The sequence below is a fragment of the Angustibacter peucedani genome (assembly GCF_054779595.1).
In genome coordinates this window covers 1-16951 of sequence record NZ_BAAGXY010000116.1, presented here as the reverse complement: position 1 = coordinate 16951, position 16951 = coordinate 1, and the positions used below count along the sequence as shown (strand labels likewise).

Genomic DNA, 16951 nt, shown 5'->3' with positions numbered 1-16951 from the left:
CCGCCACGAGCACCGCGACGCGTCCGGCCGTCGGGTCGGGCGCGAGCACTGGCAGCGCGACGGCGGCCGCGGCCGCGACGCACCCGGCGGCGAGCCAGCGGCGCAGCCCAGGACCCCTGCGACGCAACGGGACCCAGCCCGCGGGTGACGCGGGACGTGGGCGACCGCGGGGGAGACGAGCCAGCAGCGTTGCCGGCGTCACGGCAGCTCGAAGGGCAGCCGCTGCCCGTCGAGCGCGTGCCGGCACGTGCAGTCCTCGGCGTCGTCGGGCATGGCCGGCACCACCTGCGACAGCAGCCCCTTGAGGCGTTCGACGTTGCGCGCGAACACCTCCAGCACCTCGTGGTGCGTGACGCCCTCGCCGCTCTCGACCCCGGCGTCGAGGTCGGTGACGAGGGCGATCGAGGTGAAGCACAGGGCGAGCTCGCGGGCGATCGACGCCTCGGGCATCCCCGTCATGCCGACGACCGACCAGCCGGCGGCCGCGTGCCACTGCGACTCGGCCCGTGTCGAGAAGCGCGGCCCGTTGATGACCACCAGCGTGCCGCCGTCGACCACCGCCTCGCCCGCCGCGGCGCCGACGTCGGCCACCACCCGACGTCCGCGCGGGCAGTACGGGTCGGCGAGCGAGACGTGCACGACCGGGCCCTCGTCGCCGTAGACCGTGTGCTCGCGACCCCACGTGCGGTCGACCACCTGGTCGGGCAGCACGAGCGTCCCCGGCCCCTGGTCGGCGCGCAACGAGCCGACGGCGCAGGGGGCCAGCACCTGCCGCACGCCCACCGACCGCAGGGCCCACAGGTTGGCTCGGTAGTTGACCCGGTGCGGCGGGAAGCGGTGGTCGCGCCCGTGCCGCGGCACGAACGCCACCGGCCGGCCGCCCACCTCGCCGAGCGTCAGCGGGTCGCTCGGCGGGCCGAACGGCGTGTCGACCTCGACCTCGCGGGTGTCGTCGAGGAAGGCGTAGAAGCCGGAGCCGCCGATGACGCCGACGGGGGCGGTGGGATCGCTCATGCCCCGCAGACTAGGTGCGGCGGACGACGTCCGGACGACGGGTGCGGCCGCCCTGTGGACGGCGGGGGAGCCGTCGTCCACCGGTGGACGACGGCGACGGGCTCAGGCCGCGGAGGTCGACCCGCCGGTGGACGAGCCGCCGCTGGACGACGAGCCGGACGAGCTGGACGACGAGCCGGACGAGCTCGAGGTCGACGAGCTGTCGCTCTTGCCGGCGGACCCGCTCTCGCCCTTGCTGCCGGACGAGCCGTCGGCCTTGCCGGCCGGCACCGACGACGAGGTGCCGCGCGAGTCGGTGCGGTAGAAGCCCGAACCCTTGAAGACCACCCCCACCGATCCGAAGACCTTGCGCAGGCGGCCCCCGCACTCGGGGCACTCGGTGAGCGCGTCGTCCGTGAACGCCTGGAACACCTCGAAGGCGTGGTCGCAGTGGGTGCAGGCGTAGTCGTACGTCGGCATCTGGGCCCCTCCACAGGTACGGCGACCCGGTCTCGGCTCTGGTTGGCACTCCGGGCGAACGAGTGCCAAGTGTACGGGTCGTGCAACGCCGCCGTCGACGTGCCGATTCCGCACGGAATGCCGCACCGGACGACGGCGTTGACCGCTCGACCGCGGCCACCCCGGCCGCACCGGCCCCGAGGAGGGCACCGATGACGACCAACACCGGCTACGAGCTCTTCCGGCTGGCCGAGCAGTCCCTGCAGGACGGTCACCCGCGGCACGCCGTCAGCACGCTCGAGCGCATGGACGCCGACGACCTGGCCAGCCCGGCGGCCCAGCGGCTGCTCGCGCTCGCGTGCTACCGCTTCGCCGCGCTGGGCCGCGCCCGCGACATCACCGCCCGGCTGGTCGAGGCCGACCCGTCGGACGCCGAGGCCGCGCACCTGCTCGGCCGCACGCTGACCCGGATGGGCCGGCGCGACGAGGCCCGGCAGTGGCTGCGGCTGGCCGCCGCGCTCGACCCGCGCGACGAGCACGTGGCGTACGCCGACGACACGGTGCGGATCGCGGGCTGAGCCCCCGGCACGACCCAGCCCTGACCTGGCACGATGCGGCGCATGGACGCTGACGTCGTCGTGGTCGGGGCCGGGCTGGCCGGGCTGGTCGCCACCGCCGAGCTGGTGGACGCCGGACGACGGGTCGTGCTCGTCGACCAGGAACCCGAGGGGTCCCTGGGCGGCCAGGCGTTCTGGTCGTTCGGCGGCCTGTTCCTGGTCGACAGCCCCGAGCAGCGCCGCATGGGCATCAAGGACTCGCTGGACCTCGCCTGGCAGGACTGGCTCGGCACCGCCGGCTTCGACCGCGAGCGCGAGGACCGCTGGCCGCGGCGCTGGGCCCGCGCGTACGTCGAGTGGGCCGCCACCGAGAAGCGCGCCTGGCTGCACGAGCAGGGGCTGCGCTTCTTCCCGGTGGTCGGGTGGGCCGAGCGCGGCGGGTACCTCGCCGACGGGCCGGGCAACTCGGTGCCGCGCTTCCACATCACGTGGGGCACCGGCCCGGGGGTGGTCGCGCCGTTCGAGCGCCGGGTGCGCGAGGGCATCGCGCGCGGCCTCGTGCGCTACGCGCCGCGCCACCGGGTCGACGGGCTGGGCGTCACCGACGGCGTCGTCGACGGCGTGCGCGGCAGCGTGCTCGCGCCCAGCGACGTGCGGCGCGGCGAGCCGTCGTCCCGCGATGTCGTGGGGCAGTTCGCGCTCTCGGCGCAGGCCGTGGTCGTCACGTCCGGGGGCATCGGCGGCAACCACGACCTGGTGCGCGAGAGCTGGCCCGAGCGGCTGGGCGCGCCGCCCGCCGAGATGCTGACCGGCGTCCCGGCGCACGTCGACGGCCGGATGATCGGCATCAGCGAGCAGGCCGGCGGGTCGGTCGTGAACCGCGACCGCATGTGGCACTACACCGAGGGCATCGCGAACTGGGACCCGATCTGGCCGGGCCACGGCATCCGGATCCTTCCCGGCCCGTCGTCCCTGTGGGTCGACGCCACCGGACGACGGCTGCCGGTGCCGCTGTTCCCCGGCTTCGACACCCTCGGCACGCTCGAGCACATCCTGCGCACCGGGCACGACCACACGTGGTTCGTCCTGACCCAGAAGATCATCGAGAAGGAGTTCGCGCTCTCGGGCTCGGAGCAGAACCCCGACCTGACCGGCAAGGACGTCCGCCAGGTGCTGTCGCGGGTCAAGCCGGGCGCGCCCGCACCGGTCGAGGCGTTCAAGCAGCACGGCGCCGACTTCGTCGTCCGCGACACCCTGCGCGACCTGGTCGACGGCATGAACGCCGTCACCGGCGAGGCGCTCGTCGACCACGACGAGCTCGAGCGCCAGGTGCTCGCCCGCGACCGCGAGATCGAGAACGACTTCACCAAGGACCTGCAGGTCACCGCGATCCACGGCGCCCGGCGCTACCGCGGCGACAAGTTGATCCGCACCGCCACGCCGCACCGGCTGCTCGACCCCAAGGCGGGGCCGCTGATCGCCGTCCGGCTGCGCGTGCTGACCCGCAAGACCCTGGGCGGGCTCGAGACCGACCTGCAGTCCCGCGTGCTGCGCCCGGACGGCGAGCCGCTGCCCGGCCTGTACGCGGCCGGCGAGGTGGCTGGCTTCGGCGGCGGCGGCGTGCACGGCTACCGGTCGCTCGAGGGGACGTTCCTCGGCGGCTGCCTGTTCAGCGGCCGCGCCGCAGGACGCGCCGCGGCCGCCGCCACCGCCTGATGCCCGGCGAGCGACCGCTCGTCGTCACGCTGCAGCTCGAAACCGTGGTGCAGCAACGGTTCGAGGCCGAGCGGAGGGCGCTGTTCCCGGCCGGGCGCACCGAGGTCGGGGCGCACGTCACGATGTTCCACGCCCTGCCGGCCTCCCTGCGTCCGGACGTCGAGGGCGAGCTCGCGCAGGCGGCCGACCACCTGCCGTTCCCGGTCGACGTCACCGAGGTCGTCTCCCTCGGTCGCGGCGTGGCCTACCGACTGGCGTCGCCCGCAGCGCTGCACCTGCACCAGCAGCTGCAGGACCGCTGGCGGCCGCACCTCACCCGGCAGGACGCCCAGCCCTGGCGCCCGCACGTCACCGTGCAGAACAAGGTCGCGCCGGACGTCGCACGGGCCACGCTCGACCGGCTGCGCGCGACCTTCGTGCCGGTGACGACGCAGGCCGTCGGGCTCGAGCTGTGGCGGTACGACGGCGGCCCGTGGACGCTGCTGCAGCGCTGGCCGCCACCGGGCTAGCTCGGCGTCCCGGACGCGTGCTTCGCCAGCCGCAGCCAGGTCTCGACGACGGTGTCCGGGTTCAGCGACATCGACTCGATGCCCTGGTCGAGCAGCCACTCGGCGAGGTCCGGGTGGTCGGACGGCCCCTGACCGCAGATCCCGACGTACTTGCCGCGCGCCTTGCACGCCTCGATGGCCATCGAGAGCATCCGCTTGACCGCCGGGTCGCGCTCGTCGAAGGCGGCGGCGACCAGGCCGGAGTCGCGGTCCAGCCCCAGGGTCAGCTGGGTCAGGTCGTTCGACCCGATCGAGAAGCCGTCGAAGTGGTCGAGGAAGGCGTCGGCCAGCACGGCGTTCGACGGCACCTCGCACATCATCACGACCTGCAGATCGTTCTCGCCGCGGCGCAGCCCGTGCGTGCCCAGCAGCTCGATGACGCCCTGGGCCTCCTCGACGGTGCGGACGAACGGGATCATCACCTTGACGTTGGTCAGGCCCATCTCGTCGCGGACGTGCCGCAGCGCGGCCGCCTCCATCGCGAAGCACTCGGCGAAGTCGTCCGACAGGTACCGGGCCGCGCCGCGGTACCCGATCATCGGGTTCTCCTCGTCGGGCTCGTACCGGCGGCCGCCGAGCAGGCCGGCGTACTCGTTCGACTTGAAGTCCGACATCCGCACGATGACCGGCTCGGGCGCGAAGGCGGCCGCGAGCATCGAGATGCCCTCGGCCACGCGCTGCACGAAGAAGTCGCGCGGGCTGTCGTAGGCCGCGATCAGGGCCTCGATCTCGGCCTTGACGTCGGGCTCCTGCTGGTCGAGCTCGAGCAGCGCGCGCGGGTGGATGCCGATCTGCCGGTTGATGATGAACTCCAGCCGCGCGAGGCCGACCCCGTGGTGCGGCAGGCGCGAGAACTCGAAGGCCTGGTCCGGCGTCCCGACGTTCATCATGATCTTGACCGGCAGGTCCGGCATGTCGTCGAGGGCGGTCTCGGTGACGGTGAACTTGCGCAGCCCCTCGTAGACCAGGCCGGTGTCGCCCTCGGCGGCCGACACCGTGACCTCCTGGCCCTCCTGGAGGGCCCTGGTCGCCGAGCCGGTGCCCACGACCGCGGGGATGCCGAGCTCGCGCGCGATGATCGCCGCGTGGCAGGTGCGGCCGCCGCGGTTGGTGACGATCGCGCTGGCGCGCTTCATGATCGGCTCCCAGTCGGGGTCGGTCATGTCGGCCACGAGGACGTCGCCGGCCTCGAAGTCGTGCATCTGCTCGGGCGTCTCGAGCAGCCGCACGCGGCCGGCCCCGATCTTCTGCCCGATGGCGCGGCCCTCGGCCAGCACCGGCCCGCGCTCGTCGAGGCGGAAGCGCTGCAGGCTCGACCCGCTCTGCCGCGACTTGACCGTCTCGGGACGCGCCTGCAGCACGTAGAGCAGGCCGTCGACGCCGTCACGGCCCCACTCGACGTCCATCGGGCGGCCGTAGTGCTCCTCGATCGCGAGGGCGTGCCGGGCGAGCTCGGTGACCTCGGCGTCGGTCAGGCTCAGCCGCGAGCGCTCGGCCTCGTCGACCGGGACGAACTCGGTCGTGCGGCCGACCTCGGCGTCGTCGGTGTAGACCATCTTGGTCGCCTTGGCGCCCACGCCGCGCTTGAGGACGGCGGGTCGCCCGGCCCGCAGCGCCGGCTTGTAGACGTAGAACTCGTCGGGGTTCACCGCGCCCTGCACGACGGCCTCGCCCAGCCCGTAGCTGCTGGTGACGAACACGGCGTCGGGGAAGCCGGACTCGGTGTCGATCGTGAACATCACGCCCGACGCGCCGACGTCCGAGCGCACCATGCGCTGCACGCCGGCCGACAGCGCCACCACCGAGTGGTCGAAGTCGCTGTGCACGCGGTAGGCGATGGCCCGGTCGTTGTAGAGCGAGGCGAAGACCCGCTTGATGGCCAGCAGCACGCCGTCGATGCCGCGGACGTTGAGGAACGTCTCCTGCTGCCCGGCGAACGAGGCGTCGGGCAGGTCCTCGGCGGTCGCGCTGGAGCGGACGGCGAAGCTGGCCTCCTCGCCGTTCTCGGCCACCAGCCGCTCGTAGGCCGCGCGGATGTCGGCCTCCAGGTCGGCCGGGAACGGCTGGGCCTCGACCGCCTCGCGGATCTGGCCGCCGACGGCGGTCAGCGCCCGGGTGTCTTCGACGTCGAGGTCGGCGAGCAGCTGGTTCACGCGGTCGGCGAGGCCCTCGTGCGCGAGGAACCGGCGGTACGCCTCGGCAGTCGTCGCGAAGCCGTCCGGCACCCGCACGCCGGCCGCGGCCAGGTGCTGCACCATCTCGCCGAGCGAGGCGTTCTTGCCGCCCACCTCCTCGACGTCGGCCAGACCGAGGTCGGCGAACCACGCGACGTTGGGGCTGTTGCCGGTCACGGCGGTGTCCTCTCTCCCGGCGGCTCCGTCGCCGCCTGTCGTGCCCGGGCTCAGAGCTGCCCGGGAAGCTTGCTGCTCTGCATGATGACGGCTGCCATCTCCTCCACCGACATCGAGGCCGAGTTGATCGACGGGATGCGATGGGCGCGGTAGAGCGCCTCGGCCCGGCGCAGCTCGAAGCTGCACTGCGCCAGCGTGGCGTACGTCGACCCCGGACGTCGCTCGGTGCGCACCTGGCTGAGCCGGGCAGGCGTCGACAGCAGGCCGAAGCAACGGTCGACCAGCCCGCGGATCGGGCGCGGGACGTCGTTGCTCTCGAAGTCCTCGTCGACCAGCGGGTAGTTGGCCACCTTGAGCCCGTGCTGCAGCGCGAGGTACATGGACGTCGGCGTCTTGCCGCAGCGCGAGGGCGCCACGAGGATCAGGTCGGCGGCCTCGAGGTGGCGCACGCTCGCCCCGTCGTCGTGCTCCATCGCGTACTCGATGGCCTTCATCCGCAGGTCGTAGCGGCGGGTGTCGCCCAGCCCGTGCAGCGACGCGACGCCGTGGGTGGCGTTGACGTGGAGCACCCGCTCGACCGTGTCGAGGTGCGCGCCGATGAAGTCGATGAACGTGCACCGCGTCTGCTGCAGCTCGTGCCGGACGGCGTCGTCCGACACCGACGAGAACACGAGCGGCGTCACGGAGTCGGTGCAGGCCTCGTCCAGGCGCGCCCGGACGTCGCGCGCCTGCTCGACGGTCGTCACGAAGGGGAACTTGCGGCGCCGGAACGTCAGGGAGGGGAACTGCTGCAGCATCAGGTTGCCCAGCGTCTCGGCCGAGATGCCGGTGCCGCCCGCGACGAAGAACACCGGGGTGGCCGCGCCCTCGGACGACGTGCTCACCGGTTGCACCTCCACGACGGCGACCTGCCCGGACGGCGGGACGACGGGTACACCTTGCCGTACCGCTCCGCCGGCGTCCTGGCGGCGGTAGGTTCGGCGGCGTGAAGATGCTGCTCACCGCTGCCGGTGTCGCGAACCAGGGGATCCACGACCGGCTGGTCGAGCTGCTCGGCAAGCCGATCTCGGAGTGCGACGCGCTCTGCATCCCCACGGCGCAGTACGGCCACCCGAGGGTGGGACCCGGCACCCGGCCGTGGGGGTTCATCACCGGCACCGGCGCCGACGAGCTCCCGATGGTGTCGCTGGGCTGGCGATCGGTCGGCATCCTCGAGCTGACGGCGCTGCCGAGCATCGACCGCGACGCCTGGGTGCCGCTCGTGCAGCAGGCCGACGTGCTGCTGGTGGCGGGTGGCGACGTCATCTACCTATGCCACTGGCTGCAGGAGTCCGGGCTGGCCGAGCTGCTGCCGTCGCTCGACGCGGTCTGGGTCGGGCTCAGCGCGGGCAGCATGGTGATGGCGCCGCGGGTGGGTCGCGACTTCGTGCAGTGGGAGCCGCCGTCCGGGTACACCGACACGACGCTCGGCCTGGTGGACTTCGCCATCTGCCCGCACCTCGCGCCCGACGGCCAGCCCGGCAACTCGATGGCCGAGGCCGAGGAGTGGGTGGCGGGCATCGACGTCGCGGCCTACGCGATGGACGACGCGTGCGCGATCTCCGTCGACGACGGCGTCGTCGAGGTGGTCGGCGGGGGACGGTGGCGGTACTTCGAGGCCGCTGAACCCGTTGCGGCGCAGGCGGACTGAGCCGTGCGCGGCCCGGACGACGTCGTCTCGTTCCGGCTGTGGCCGCCCGTCGCGATCGGACTGCCGTGGGTCGTCGGCTGGGTGCTGACGCGGCAGGCCGGCGACCCCTTCGCGCTCGGCGGCTGGCGGACGGCGGTCGGCTGGGTCCTCGTGGCGCTCTTCGCGGTCTGGAACGGGTGGTCGCTGCTGCTGTTCGCGCGGCACAACACCGGGCTGCTGCCCGGCCAGGCGACGCTGGAGATGATCGAGGAGGGCCCGTACCGGTTGTCCCGCAACCCGTTGTACGTCGGGCTGCTCGGGCTCTACCTGGCGCTCGCGCTGCTGGCGCCGAGCACCTGGGCGCTGCTGCTCCTGCCGGTCGCGGTGGTGCTGGTGCGGTGGGGCGCGGTCCTGCCCGAGGAGCGGTTCCTCCACGAGCAGTTCGGCGAGCCGTACGACGCCTACCGCCGCCGGGTGCGCCGCTGGCTGTAGCGCCGCGGCTAGCGGTTGACCATCTGCTGCATGGCCTCGGGGTAGCGCTCGCCCACGATCTTCACCTGGGTCGACGCGTCGTCCAGCTCGGCGAGGTCCTCGGTCGTGAGCTCGAGGTCGGCGGCGCCGAGGTTCTCGTCCAGGCGGGAGATGCGGCGCGTGCCGGGGATCGGCACGACCTGCTCGCCCTGCGCCAGCAGCCAGGCGAGCGCGACCTGTCCGGGCGTGGCGTCGAGGCGTGCGGCGACGACCTTCACCCGCTCGACGAGCGCGAGGTTGGCCTCGCGGGCCTCGACGGTGAACCGCGGCAGCCCGGCGCGGATGTCGCCCTCGGAGAACTCGGTCGTGGCGTCGACCGTGCCGGTGAGGAACCCACGACCCAACGGGCTGAACGGGACGAAGCCGATGCCGAGCTCGTCGAGGGTGTCGCGGATCGCACCCTCGGGCTCCCGCCAGAACAGCGAGTACTCGCTCTGCAGCGCGGTCACGGGGTGCACGGCGTGGGCGCGGCGGATGACGTCGACGCCGGCCTCGGACAGGCCGAAGTACCGGACCTTGCCCTCGGCCACCAGCTCGCCGACGGTGCCGGCGACGTCCTCGGGCGGCACCTCGGGGTCGACCCGGTGTTGGTAGAGCAGGTCGACGTGGTCGGTGCGCAGCCGGCGCAACGATCCCTCCAGCGCCTCACGCACGTGCTCGGGCCGGCTGTCGAGCTTGCGGTCGCTCTCGTCGAGCGAGAAGCCGAACTTCGTCGCGATGACGACGCGGTCGCGCACCGGCTCCAGCGCCTCGCCGACGACCTCCTCGTTGTCGTACGGGCCGTAGACCTCGGCGGTGTCGAACAGGGTGACGCCGTGCTCGACCGCCTGCCGCAGGAAGTCGACCATGACCGGCCGCTCGGGCGACGGCCCGAAGCTCTGGCTGATGCCCATGCACCCCAGGCCGAGCGCCGACACCTGCAGGCCCTGCCCCAACGTCCGCGTCCTCATCTGCCGCTCCCGTCGTCTGCCGCGTGGTCCGTCCCAGTCTCACCCCGGCGGCCGCTGGGCGCACCGGCGCGATGGTCAGTGCGTGAGCTTCAGGCCGGCGACGCAGCCCACGACGCCCAGCACCAGCAGAACCCGCACGAGGCTCACGGGCTCCTCTCCCGTCAGCATCGCGTACGTGACGGTCAGGGAGGCGCCGATGCCGACCCACACCGCGTACGCGGTGCCGACGGGCAGGGTGCGCATCGCGTACGCGAGGCCGACCATGCTCAGCGCCAGGCCGCCGGCGAAGGCCAGCGTCGGCGCGAGGCGCGAGAAGCCCTCGCTGCGACCGAGCGCGACGGCCCAGACCGCTTCCAGGGCACCGGAGACGACCAGCACGACCCAGCTCATGACGAACTCCCTCTGGCCGTCTTGTCGCTGTCCGGGTACGGCTCCCTCGTCCGGGTGAGCCAGAGGGGCTCGCGACCCAGCGTCTCACGCCGGGGCGGTCAGGCGGGCTGCCAGAGCTCGACGCGGTGGCCCTCGGGGTCGGTGACCCAGCCGAAGCGGCCGACGCCGTCCATGTCCTCGGTCTGCTCCGCGACGTCGGCGCCCTTCTCGCGCAGCTGGGCGAGCATCGCGTCGAGGTCGCGCACGCGGAAGTTCAGCATCGTCTGCTGCTCGCGCCGGCCGAAGTAGTCGGTGTCCGCGTCGAAGGTCGCGAAGACGGTGGGTCCGGCGTCGGGCTGCCACAGGCCGTTCTCGTCGGCATCGAGCCCGAGGCACTCGCGGTACCAGGCGCCCAGCGCCGCCGGGTCGGCCGCCCGCAGGAAGTACCCACCCACACCCAGCACGCGTTCCATGCCGCCATCATGCCCGGACGTCGGCCTCCCGGTCAGCCGGCGTCGACCGTTCGGCGCATGACGCAGTTGCCCGGACCTTTCGGCCGGACGTGCTCGAACCCGGCGCGCTCGAACAGCGCGCGCGTGCCGTCGTACAGCACCGACTTCTTCGCGCCGTCGTTGTCGTGCGGGTAGCCCTCGACCAGACCGCCCCCGGCGGCGGCCACGAGGTCGAGGACCCCTTGCAGTGCAACGGCTGACAGGCCGCTGCGGCGGTGACGCTTGTCGACGAAGATGCACGTCACGCGGTAGTCGGGCAGCTGGTCCAGCTCGGCGAGGTACTGCTTGCGGTGGTAGATGTTCGGCAGCTCGTCGGGGCTGCCGTACTGCGCCCACGCGATCGCCTCGTCGCCGTCCATCACGAGCGCGGCGTGCGCACGTCCCTCCTCGACCAGCCGCTGCTTCAGCGCTCGGTTGGCCTCGTAGGTGCGCTCCTTCTCCGACGGCATGGTGTGGAACCACGTGCACCAGCAGCCGCCGAAGACGCCGCCGTGCCGCTCGACCATCGCGGCGAAGGCGTCCCAGGTGCTGGTGGTCAGCGGCCTGATCTCGAACCCGGTCATGTGCCCTCCTCGTCGAGCAGGCTGGCACAGGATCCGGACGACCGACGTCCGGATCCTCTGTCTCCGCGCCTGCGGGTCCGGCCGGACCGCAGAGCCGCAGGTGCGGCTAGAGTGCGCCTGTGCCCCTCTACCGCATCCGTGAGGCCGCCGAGCTGCTCGGTGTCAGCGACGACACCCTGCGCCGCTGGGTCGACTCCGGGCGCGTGCCCACGACCACGGACGGCGCCGGCCGCCAGGTCGTCGAGGGCGCCGACCTGGCGCAGCTCGCGCAGGAGGTGGCGGCCGCGGCCGAGCGCCCGCAGCCGCGACCGGTGGTCGGCGAGTCGGCCCGCAACCGGTTCGTCGGGCTGGTGACCCGCGTCGTCCGCGACACCGTCATGGCGCAGGTCGAGGTGCAGTCCGGTCCGCACCGCCTGGTGTCGCTCATGAGCCGCGAGGCCGCCGACGAGCTGGGCCTGGAGCCCGGCGTCCTCGCGATCGCCTCGGTGAAGTCCACGCACGTCGTCGTCGAGCTCCCGGAGCAGCCATGACCCGCCGTCCCCTGATCCGTCGTCCCTCGATCCGCGCCGGCCTGGCCACCACGGCCGCCGCGCTCCTGCTCGTCGTGACCGCCTGCGGCGACGACGGGACGACGACGGGTGCGGGGGGCCCGTCGTCGTCCACCTCGTCGGCCGGCGTCACGGGGGACATCACGGTGTTCGCCGCCGCCTCGCTGACCGAGGCGTTCACCGCGCTGGGCAAGAGCTTCGAGGCCGCGCACCCCGGCACGAAGGTGACCTTCAGCTTCGGCCCGAGCTCGGGCCTGGCGCAGCAGATCACCGAGGGCGCGCCCGCCGACGTCTTCGCCTCGGCGAGCCCGAAGAACATGGGGCAGGTCACCGACGCCGGCGACGCCGCCGACCCGAAGGACTTCGCCAAGAACGTCATGGAGATCGCGGTGCCGCCGGACAACCCGGCCGGCATCGCGGCCGTCGGCGACCTGGCGAAGTCCGGCGTGAAGGTCGTGCTCTGCCAGGCGCAGGTGCCCTGCGGCACGGTCGCGGCCAAGGTCTTCGCGAACGCGGGCGTCACGGTGAAGCCGGTGAGCGAGGAGGCCGACGTCAAGGCCGTGCTGTCGAAGGTGACCCTCGGCGAGGCCGACGCCGGCGTCGTCTACGTCACCGACGTGCGCGCGGCGGGCGACAAGGTCAAGGGCGTCGAGATCCCGGACGACGTCAACGCCTCGACGTCCTACCCGATCGCGACGCTCAAGAGCTCCAAGAACGCCGCCACGGCCCAGGCCTTCGTCGACTTCGTGCTGTCGGCCGACGGCACGTCGGCGCTCACGGCGGCGGGTTTCCAGGCACCCTGACGGGGTGAGCACCGCGACCCGACGAGGGACGGCCCACCGCCGGGCCCCCTGGCCGCTCGCCGTGCCCGCGCTCGTCGCCGTCGCGTTCCTGCTGCTGCCCCTGGTCGCGCTGCTCGTGCGCGCGCCGTGGCGGGGCATGCCGCACCTGCTGCAGGGCGGCCAGGTCGGGGAGGCGCTGCGGCTGTCGCTGGTGAGCGCCACGCTCGCGACGGCGGTGTCGGTGGTGCTCGGCGTCCCCCTCGCCTGGGTGCTGGCGCGAGTGCGGCTGCCGGGGGTCACGCTGCTGCGCGCGCTGGTGACCGTGCCGCTGGTGCTGCCGCCGGTCGTCGGCGGCGTCGCGCTCCTCATGGCGCTGGGGCGGCGCGGCGTGCTGGGCCGGCACCTGGACGAGTGGTTCGGCGTGACGCTGCCGTTCACCACCGCGGCGGTCGTGGTGGCGGAGGCGTTCGTGGCGATGCCGTTCCTCGTCATCACGGTCGAGGGAGCGTTCCGGGCAGCCGACCGCGGGCTCGACGAGGCGGCGGCGACGTTGGGAGCCAGCCGGATGACCGTGTTCCGCCGGGTGACGCTGCCGATGATCGGGCCGTCGCTCGTCGCCGGGGCGGTGCTCTGCTGGGCCCGGGCGCTGGGCGAGTTCGGCGCCACGATCACCTTCGCGGGCAACTTCCCGGGGCGCACCCAGACCATGCCGCTCGCGGTCTACCTCGCGCTCGAGACCGATCCCGACGCCGCGATCGCGCTGTCCCTGGTGCTGCTGCTCGTGTCGGTGCTGGTGCTCGCGCTGCTGCGCGACCGCTGGCTGCGGGCCGGGACCAGCTCGTGAGCGGCCCGCTGCGCGTGCACGGCTCCGTCGTCCGCGGCGACTTCACCGCCGAGCTCGCGGTCGACGTCGAGCCGGGCGAGGTGCTCGTCGTCATCGGCCCCAACGGCGCGGGCAAGACCACGCTGCTGCGCGCCGTCGCAGGCCTGGAACCGTTGCAGCGCGGGCAGATCGAGCTCGGCGGACGACTCCTGGACGACGGCGCCGGCCACCTCGTGCCGCCCGAGCGCCGCGGTGTCGGCCTGGTGTTCCAGGACTACCGGCTCTTCCCGCACCTGTCGGTGCTCGACAACGTGGCGTTCGGGGCCCGCTCGGCCGGGCTGGGGCGGCGGGGGTCGCGTGCGGTCGCGAGGGACTGGGTCGACCGGCTGGACCTCTCCGAGCTGGCCGGACGTCGTCCGGCGCAGCTGTCGGGCGGGCAGGCGCAGCGGGTCGCCCTGGCGCGCGCCCTCGCCACCCGGCCGCAGGCGCTGCTGCTGGACGAGCCGCTCGCCGCGCTCGACGCCCGGGCCCGGCTCGAGGTGCGCGTGGCGCTGCGCCGTCACCTGGTCGAGTTCGGCGGTCCGGTCGTCGTGGTGTCGCACGACGCGGTGGAGGCCATGGCCATGGCCGACCGGCTGCTCGTCGTGGAGGCCGGGCGCGTCGTCCAGGAGGGGCGGCCGGCCGAGGTTGCGCGGCGGCCGGCCACCGACTACGTCGCCCGGCTCGTGGGGCTCAACCTCTACTCGGGCCGGGCTTCTGAGGGCGCCGTGAAGGTCGACGGCGGGGGAGTGCTGCGCGGCGCGGACGCGCACGGGCTCGTCGGGCGCGTCCTGCTGGCCGTACCGCCGTCGGCGGTCAGCCTGCACGCCGACCGACCCGGACCGGGCAGCGCGCGCAACGTCTGGCAGGGGGTCGTCGACGGGCTGGAACCGTTGCACGACAGGGTGCGCGTGCACGTCGAGGCGACGCCGTCGGTGCTGGTCGACGTGACGCCGGCGGCCGTCGCCGAGCTGGGGCTCGCGCCCGGCAGCCCGGTGTGGCTGTCGGTCAAGGCGACCGAGGTCGAGATCTACCCCGACCCCGGCGCCTGACCTCCGTCCGGCTGCGGTCAGCCCTTGAGGGCCGCGTCGACCGCCGTCTTCAGCGCCGCGGCCGTGGGCTGCTGCAGCTGCGTGCCGCCCACCAGCACCGTCGGCGTGCTGTTGACCTTGTCCTTGCTGGCCTGGTCGGTGACCCGCTTGGTCCAGCCCTCGTAGGTGCGGTCGGTGATGCACTGCGACACGTCACCGGCCCCGGCCTGCTTCGCCAGCGAGGCGAGCTGGGAGTCGGGCAACCCGGCGCTGCCCTCCTTGGGCTGGTTGGCGAACAGCAGGTCGCTGAACTTCTGGTACGCCGTGGGCGTCCCGTTCACCACGCAGGCCGCGGCGTTCAGCGCCCGGGTCGAGTACTTGGTGGTCGACGCGTCGTCGAGGAACGCGATCGGGTGGTACTCGACCTTGACGTCGCCCTTGGCCACGTAGTCGGCCAGCTCGGCGCCGGCCGACGTCTCGAACTGCTGGCAGAACGGGCACTGGAAGTCCAGGTAGATCGTGACCGGCACCTTCGCGCTGGCCTGGCCCACGGTCACCACCGCGTTGGCGGTGCCCGAGGAGTTCGCGGGGTTGGCGGCGGTGTCGCCCGCGCTCGAGCCGCCGCGCTGGGACTGCACCAGCGCGCCGAACCCGACGACGACGAGCACCACGACGACCGCGACCGCGATCCGGACGCTGTTCTTGCGGCGCGACTCCGCGCGCGCCACCGCGGCGCGGCGCTCGGCCGCCTTGAGCTCGCGGGCTTCTCGGGATGCCTTGCCGGACGTCATGCGGGGAGCTCCTTGTCAGCGAGAGGGGTGGGGTCGAGCGAGAGCCGGCTCGCGGGCCAGCGGACGAGGTAGGCCGCGGCGACGAGCAGCAGCGCGTCGCGGACGACCTCCTGGGTGTACTTCGTGTTGTTGGCCGAGACCTGCCCGCCGCCGCCGAAGCAACCGCAGTCGATGGTCAGGCCGCGGACGCCGGCCGAGACGATGCCGATGATGAACGCCACCATCAGCAGCCCGCCCACCACGGCGGCGAACCGGGTGGCGAAACCCAGCAGCAGCAACGCCCCGACGGCGATCTCGAGCAGCGGCAGACCGTGACCGACGGCGGGCACGACGCCCTCCGGCAGCAGCTGGTAGGCCCGTACCGCCCGCACCGACACCGCCGGGTCGGGCAGCTTCAGCGCTCCGGCGACGACGAGCACGCCACCGAGCACCAGCCGCAGCGCCGTCGCCAGCCACAGCCAGCGGCCGCGCCCCGGCGTCACGAGCCGTCCTCGGTCGGGCCCTCGCGGGCGCGGCGCTTGGCGGCCACGATCGTCCCGGCGCACAGCGCGCCGAGCAGCAGCAGGCCGAGCACCAGCACGCGCCCGGGCCCGCCCGCCTCGTCCGCGGCCGGCTCGGCGTCCAGCGTCGTGGTCGTGGGTGCCGGGCTGGTCGTCGCCGCGCCGGACGACGTCGACGGGCTGGCGGTGGCGGTGGCGGTGGCCCGCGGCGCCGTGGAGGTGAAGGCGAACCGGCCGGACACCGGGTGCCCGTCGTCCGAGGCCGCGCGCCACTGCACGCGGTACGAGCCGCCCGGCAACGGGTCGGCGAACGTCAGGGTCATCACGGCGCCGTCGACGGCGAGCGTGCCCTCGACGTCGCCGTCCGGCCCGGTCACGACGACCCGGTTCGCGGTCGGGACGTCGAGCACGGCCTCGCCGAAGGTCAGGCTCACCGCGCGCGGTCCGTCGACGGACGCGCCGTCGGCGGGCGAGGTGCTCTCGAGCTGGTCGTGGGCGCTGGCCGGCGCGGCCGCCAGCACGCCGCCCAGGGCGAGCGCGGTCGTGGCGAGCAGGGTCAGGCCCGTCCGCGCGAGGGCGCGGCGGGCGGGCGGTCGGTGGCGGTGCCGCCGTCGGTGGGGCAGGTGCACAGGTGAGCTCCGGTCTGGTGACGCCGGCACGGCCGGCGGTACGGGTGAGGTCGGGACGTCGTCCGGCACCCGCGCAGGCGGGGCTCAGCCGACGGCGACCGCCGGGGGTCCGCGCCGGCCGACCGCGGTGGGCAGCGCGAGCCGGCGCGGCCGCCCGAGGGCGGCGACGGGTGCGAGCGCCCGCGCGACGACGACCCGCACCGGGTCGCCGAGGCGCACCAGCCGGGTGCGGGCGAGACCGGCGAGCCGCCACAGCAGGGCCTCGCCGTGGGCGAGCACGGCAGCGGTGACCAGCACCGCGACCAGGTGCGCGCCGAGCATCAGGGGGCCGGCGGACGTCGTCGCGGCCGCGGGCGCGGTGGTGGTCGCTCCGGTCACCGCGGGCAGGCAGGACGCGGCCGCGTGGTGGTGACCGGTGAACGCGTCGGTGACGGTGCAGGCCGCACCGGTCGTCAGCGAGAACCACGCGTGCAGCCCGGCCTCGGCGCCCAGCAGGGCGGCGCCCGTGGCCACGACGCCCGCCCGGCGTCCGGCCAGCAGCACCGCGCCGCAGCGGACGACGACCGCGGCCGTCTCGAGCGCCAGCAGGC

At 73.9% G+C, this 16951-nt stretch carries 21 protein-coding genes and 1 riboswitch; of the genes, 9 read left to right on the top strand and 12 right to left on the bottom strand.

The features are described 5' to 3' along the window. Nucleotides 1-198: 198 nt before the first annotated feature. Nucleotides 199-1014, bottom strand: coding sequence for an S-methyl-5'-thioadenosine phosphorylase (locus tag ACYVJ4_RS16890; protein ID WP_460461258.1), 816 nt, complete (start codon nt 1012-1014; stop codon nt 199-201). A gap of 102 nt (nt 1015-1116) precedes the next feature. Next, the gene (locus ACYVJ4_RS16885; RefSeq protein WP_460461257.1) at nt 1117-1473 is read right to left on the bottom strand and encodes an FmdB family zinc ribbon protein; all 357 of its coding nucleotides are present in this window, start codon (nt 1471-1473) and stop codon (nt 1117-1119) included. A 191-nt stretch (nt 1474-1664) separates the two neighbouring features. On the opposite strand from ACYVJ4_RS16885, the gene ACYVJ4_RS16880 reads away from it, so the two are divergent. From ACYVJ4_RS16880 to ACYVJ4_RS16870, 3 genes are read left to right on the top strand one after another with little or no spacing between them, the layout of a single operon-like run. Continuing rightward, nucleotides 1665-2030, top strand: coding sequence for a tetratricopeptide repeat protein (locus tag ACYVJ4_RS16880; protein WP_460461256.1), 366 nt, complete (start codon nt 1665-1667; stop codon nt 2028-2030). Between the two features lie 42 nt (nt 2031-2072). Continuing rightward, nucleotides 2073-3725: an FAD-binding dehydrogenase gene (locus ACYVJ4_RS16875; protein WP_460461255.1), complete on the top strand. Its 1653-nt coding sequence runs from the start codon at nt 2073-2075 to the stop codon at nt 3723-3725. Next, entirely contained in the window at nt 3725-4234 is a 510-nt protein-coding gene (locus tag ACYVJ4_RS16870; RefSeq protein WP_460461254.1) for a 2'-5' RNA ligase family protein, read from the top strand. The genes ACYVJ4_RS16875 and ACYVJ4_RS16870 overlap by 1 nt, the downstream gene beginning before the upstream one ends. On the opposite strand, the gene ppsA is transcribed toward ACYVJ4_RS16870, so the two are convergent. Both ppsA and ACYVJ4_RS16860 read right to left on the bottom strand, forming a co-directional pair. Continuing rightward, nucleotides 4231-6624, bottom strand: coding sequence for a phosphoenolpyruvate synthase (gene ppsA / locus ACYVJ4_RS16865; RefSeq protein WP_460461253.1), 2394 nt, complete (start codon nt 6622-6624; stop codon nt 4231-4233). The two genes, ACYVJ4_RS16870 and ppsA, sit on opposite strands and share 4 nt — an antisense overlap. A 50-nt stretch (nt 6625-6674) precedes the next feature. Next, nucleotides 6675-7508, bottom strand: coding sequence for a pyruvate, water dikinase regulatory protein (locus ACYVJ4_RS16860; RefSeq protein WP_460461252.1), 834 nt, complete (start codon nt 7506-7508; stop codon nt 6675-6677). A 101-nt stretch (nt 7509-7609) separates the two neighbouring features. Between ACYVJ4_RS16860 and ACYVJ4_RS16855 the strand changes: the two genes are divergently transcribed. Together ACYVJ4_RS16855 and ACYVJ4_RS16850 are read left to right on the top strand one after the other, a co-directional pair. Then, complete coding sequence (locus tag ACYVJ4_RS16855; protein ID WP_460461251.1) at nt 7610-8314, top strand: Type 1 glutamine amidotransferase-like domain-containing protein; 705 nt, start codon at nt 7610-7612, stop codon at nt 8312-8314. A gap of 3 nt (nt 8315-8317) precedes the next feature. Beyond that, nucleotides 8318-8785 (top strand): methyltransferase family protein, encoded by a 468-nt coding sequence (locus ACYVJ4_RS16850; protein ID WP_460461250.1) that lies wholly within the window; start codon nt 8318-8320, stop codon nt 8783-8785. Between the two features lie 8 nt (nt 8786-8793). Here ACYVJ4_RS16850 and ACYVJ4_RS16845 read toward each other — a convergent pair whose 3' ends face one another. The 4 genes from ACYVJ4_RS16845 to ACYVJ4_RS16830 all read right to left on the bottom strand — a co-directional run bounded on the left by ACYVJ4_RS16845 (nt 8794) and on the right by ACYVJ4_RS16830 (nt 11218). Continuing rightward, on the bottom strand, nt 8794-9774 hold the full coding sequence (locus ACYVJ4_RS16845) for an aldo/keto reductase (RefSeq protein WP_460461249.1): 981 nt from the start codon (nt 9772-9774) through the stop codon (nt 8794-8796). A 75-nt stretch (nt 9775-9849) separates the two neighbouring features. Beyond that, nucleotides 9850-10164 (bottom strand): DMT family transporter, encoded by a 315-nt coding sequence (locus tag ACYVJ4_RS16840; RefSeq protein ID WP_460461248.1) that lies wholly within the window; start codon nt 10162-10164, stop codon nt 9850-9852. An 11-nt stretch (nt 10165-10175) separates the two neighbouring features. Then, nucleotides 10176-10240, bottom strand: a riboswitch (guanidine-III (ykkC-III) riboswitch). A gap of 22 nt (nt 10241-10262) precedes the next feature. After that, a complete protein-coding gene (locus tag ACYVJ4_RS16835; protein ID WP_460461247.1) occupies nt 10263-10616 on the bottom strand; it encodes a VOC family protein in 354 nt (117 codons plus the stop codon). Between the two features lie 32 nt (nt 10617-10648). After that, complete coding sequence (locus tag ACYVJ4_RS16830; protein ID WP_460461246.1) at nt 10649-11218, bottom strand: GNAT family N-acetyltransferase; 570 nt, start codon at nt 11216-11218, stop codon at nt 10649-10651. 119 nt (nt 11219-11337) lie between these two features. Here ACYVJ4_RS16830 and ACYVJ4_RS16825 point away from each other — a divergent pair, with 119 nt between their 5' ends. From ACYVJ4_RS16825 to ACYVJ4_RS16810, 4 genes are read left to right on the top strand one after another with little or no spacing between them, the layout of a single operon-like run. Next, nucleotides 11338-11748, top strand: a complete 411-nt coding sequence (locus ACYVJ4_RS16825; protein ID WP_460461245.1) for a TOBE domain-containing protein — start codon at nt 11338-11340, stop codon at nt 11746-11748. Then, the gene (modA, locus tag ACYVJ4_RS16820; RefSeq protein WP_460461244.1) at nt 11745-12569 is read left to right on the top strand and encodes a molybdate ABC transporter substrate-binding protein; all 825 of its coding nucleotides are present in this window, start codon (nt 11745-11747) and stop codon (nt 12567-12569) included. Before ACYVJ4_RS16825 ends, modA begins: the two co-directional genes overlap by 4 nt. 4 nt (nt 12570-12573) lie before the next feature. Further along, complete coding sequence (modB, locus tag ACYVJ4_RS16815) at nt 12574-13392, top strand: molybdate ABC transporter permease subunit (RefSeq protein WP_460461243.1); 819 nt, start codon at nt 12574-12576, stop codon at nt 13390-13392. Continuing rightward, nucleotides 13389-14462: an ABC transporter ATP-binding protein gene (locus ACYVJ4_RS16810; RefSeq protein ID WP_460461242.1), complete on the top strand. Its 1074-nt coding sequence runs from the start codon at nt 13389-13391 to the stop codon at nt 14460-14462. The genes modB and ACYVJ4_RS16810 overlap by 4 nt, the downstream gene beginning before the upstream one ends. 17 nt (nt 14463-14479) lie before the next feature. Here ACYVJ4_RS16810 and ACYVJ4_RS16805 read toward each other — a convergent pair whose 3' ends face one another. The 4 genes from ACYVJ4_RS16805 to ACYVJ4_RS16790 form a co-directional block, all read right to left on the bottom strand. After that, nucleotides 14480-15232: a DsbA family protein gene (locus tag ACYVJ4_RS16805; protein WP_460461241.1), complete on the bottom strand. Its 753-nt coding sequence runs from the start codon at nt 15230-15232 to the stop codon at nt 14480-14482. Then, the gene (locus ACYVJ4_RS16800) at nt 15229-15714 is read right to left on the bottom strand and encodes a DoxX family protein (protein WP_460461240.1); all 486 of its coding nucleotides are present in this window, start codon (nt 15712-15714) and stop codon (nt 15229-15231) included. Before ACYVJ4_RS16800 ends, ACYVJ4_RS16805 begins: the two co-directional genes overlap by 4 nt. After that, on the bottom strand, nt 15711-16361 hold the full coding sequence (locus ACYVJ4_RS16795) for a copper resistance CopC family protein (RefSeq protein WP_460461239.1): 651 nt from the start codon (nt 16359-16361) through the stop codon (nt 15711-15713). Before ACYVJ4_RS16795 ends, ACYVJ4_RS16800 begins: the two co-directional genes overlap by 4 nt. An 84-nt stretch (nt 16362-16445) precedes the next feature. Then, a partial coding sequence (locus ACYVJ4_RS16790) for a hypothetical protein (protein ID WP_460461238.1) occupies nt 16446-16951 on the bottom strand: 506 nt, incomplete at its 5' end.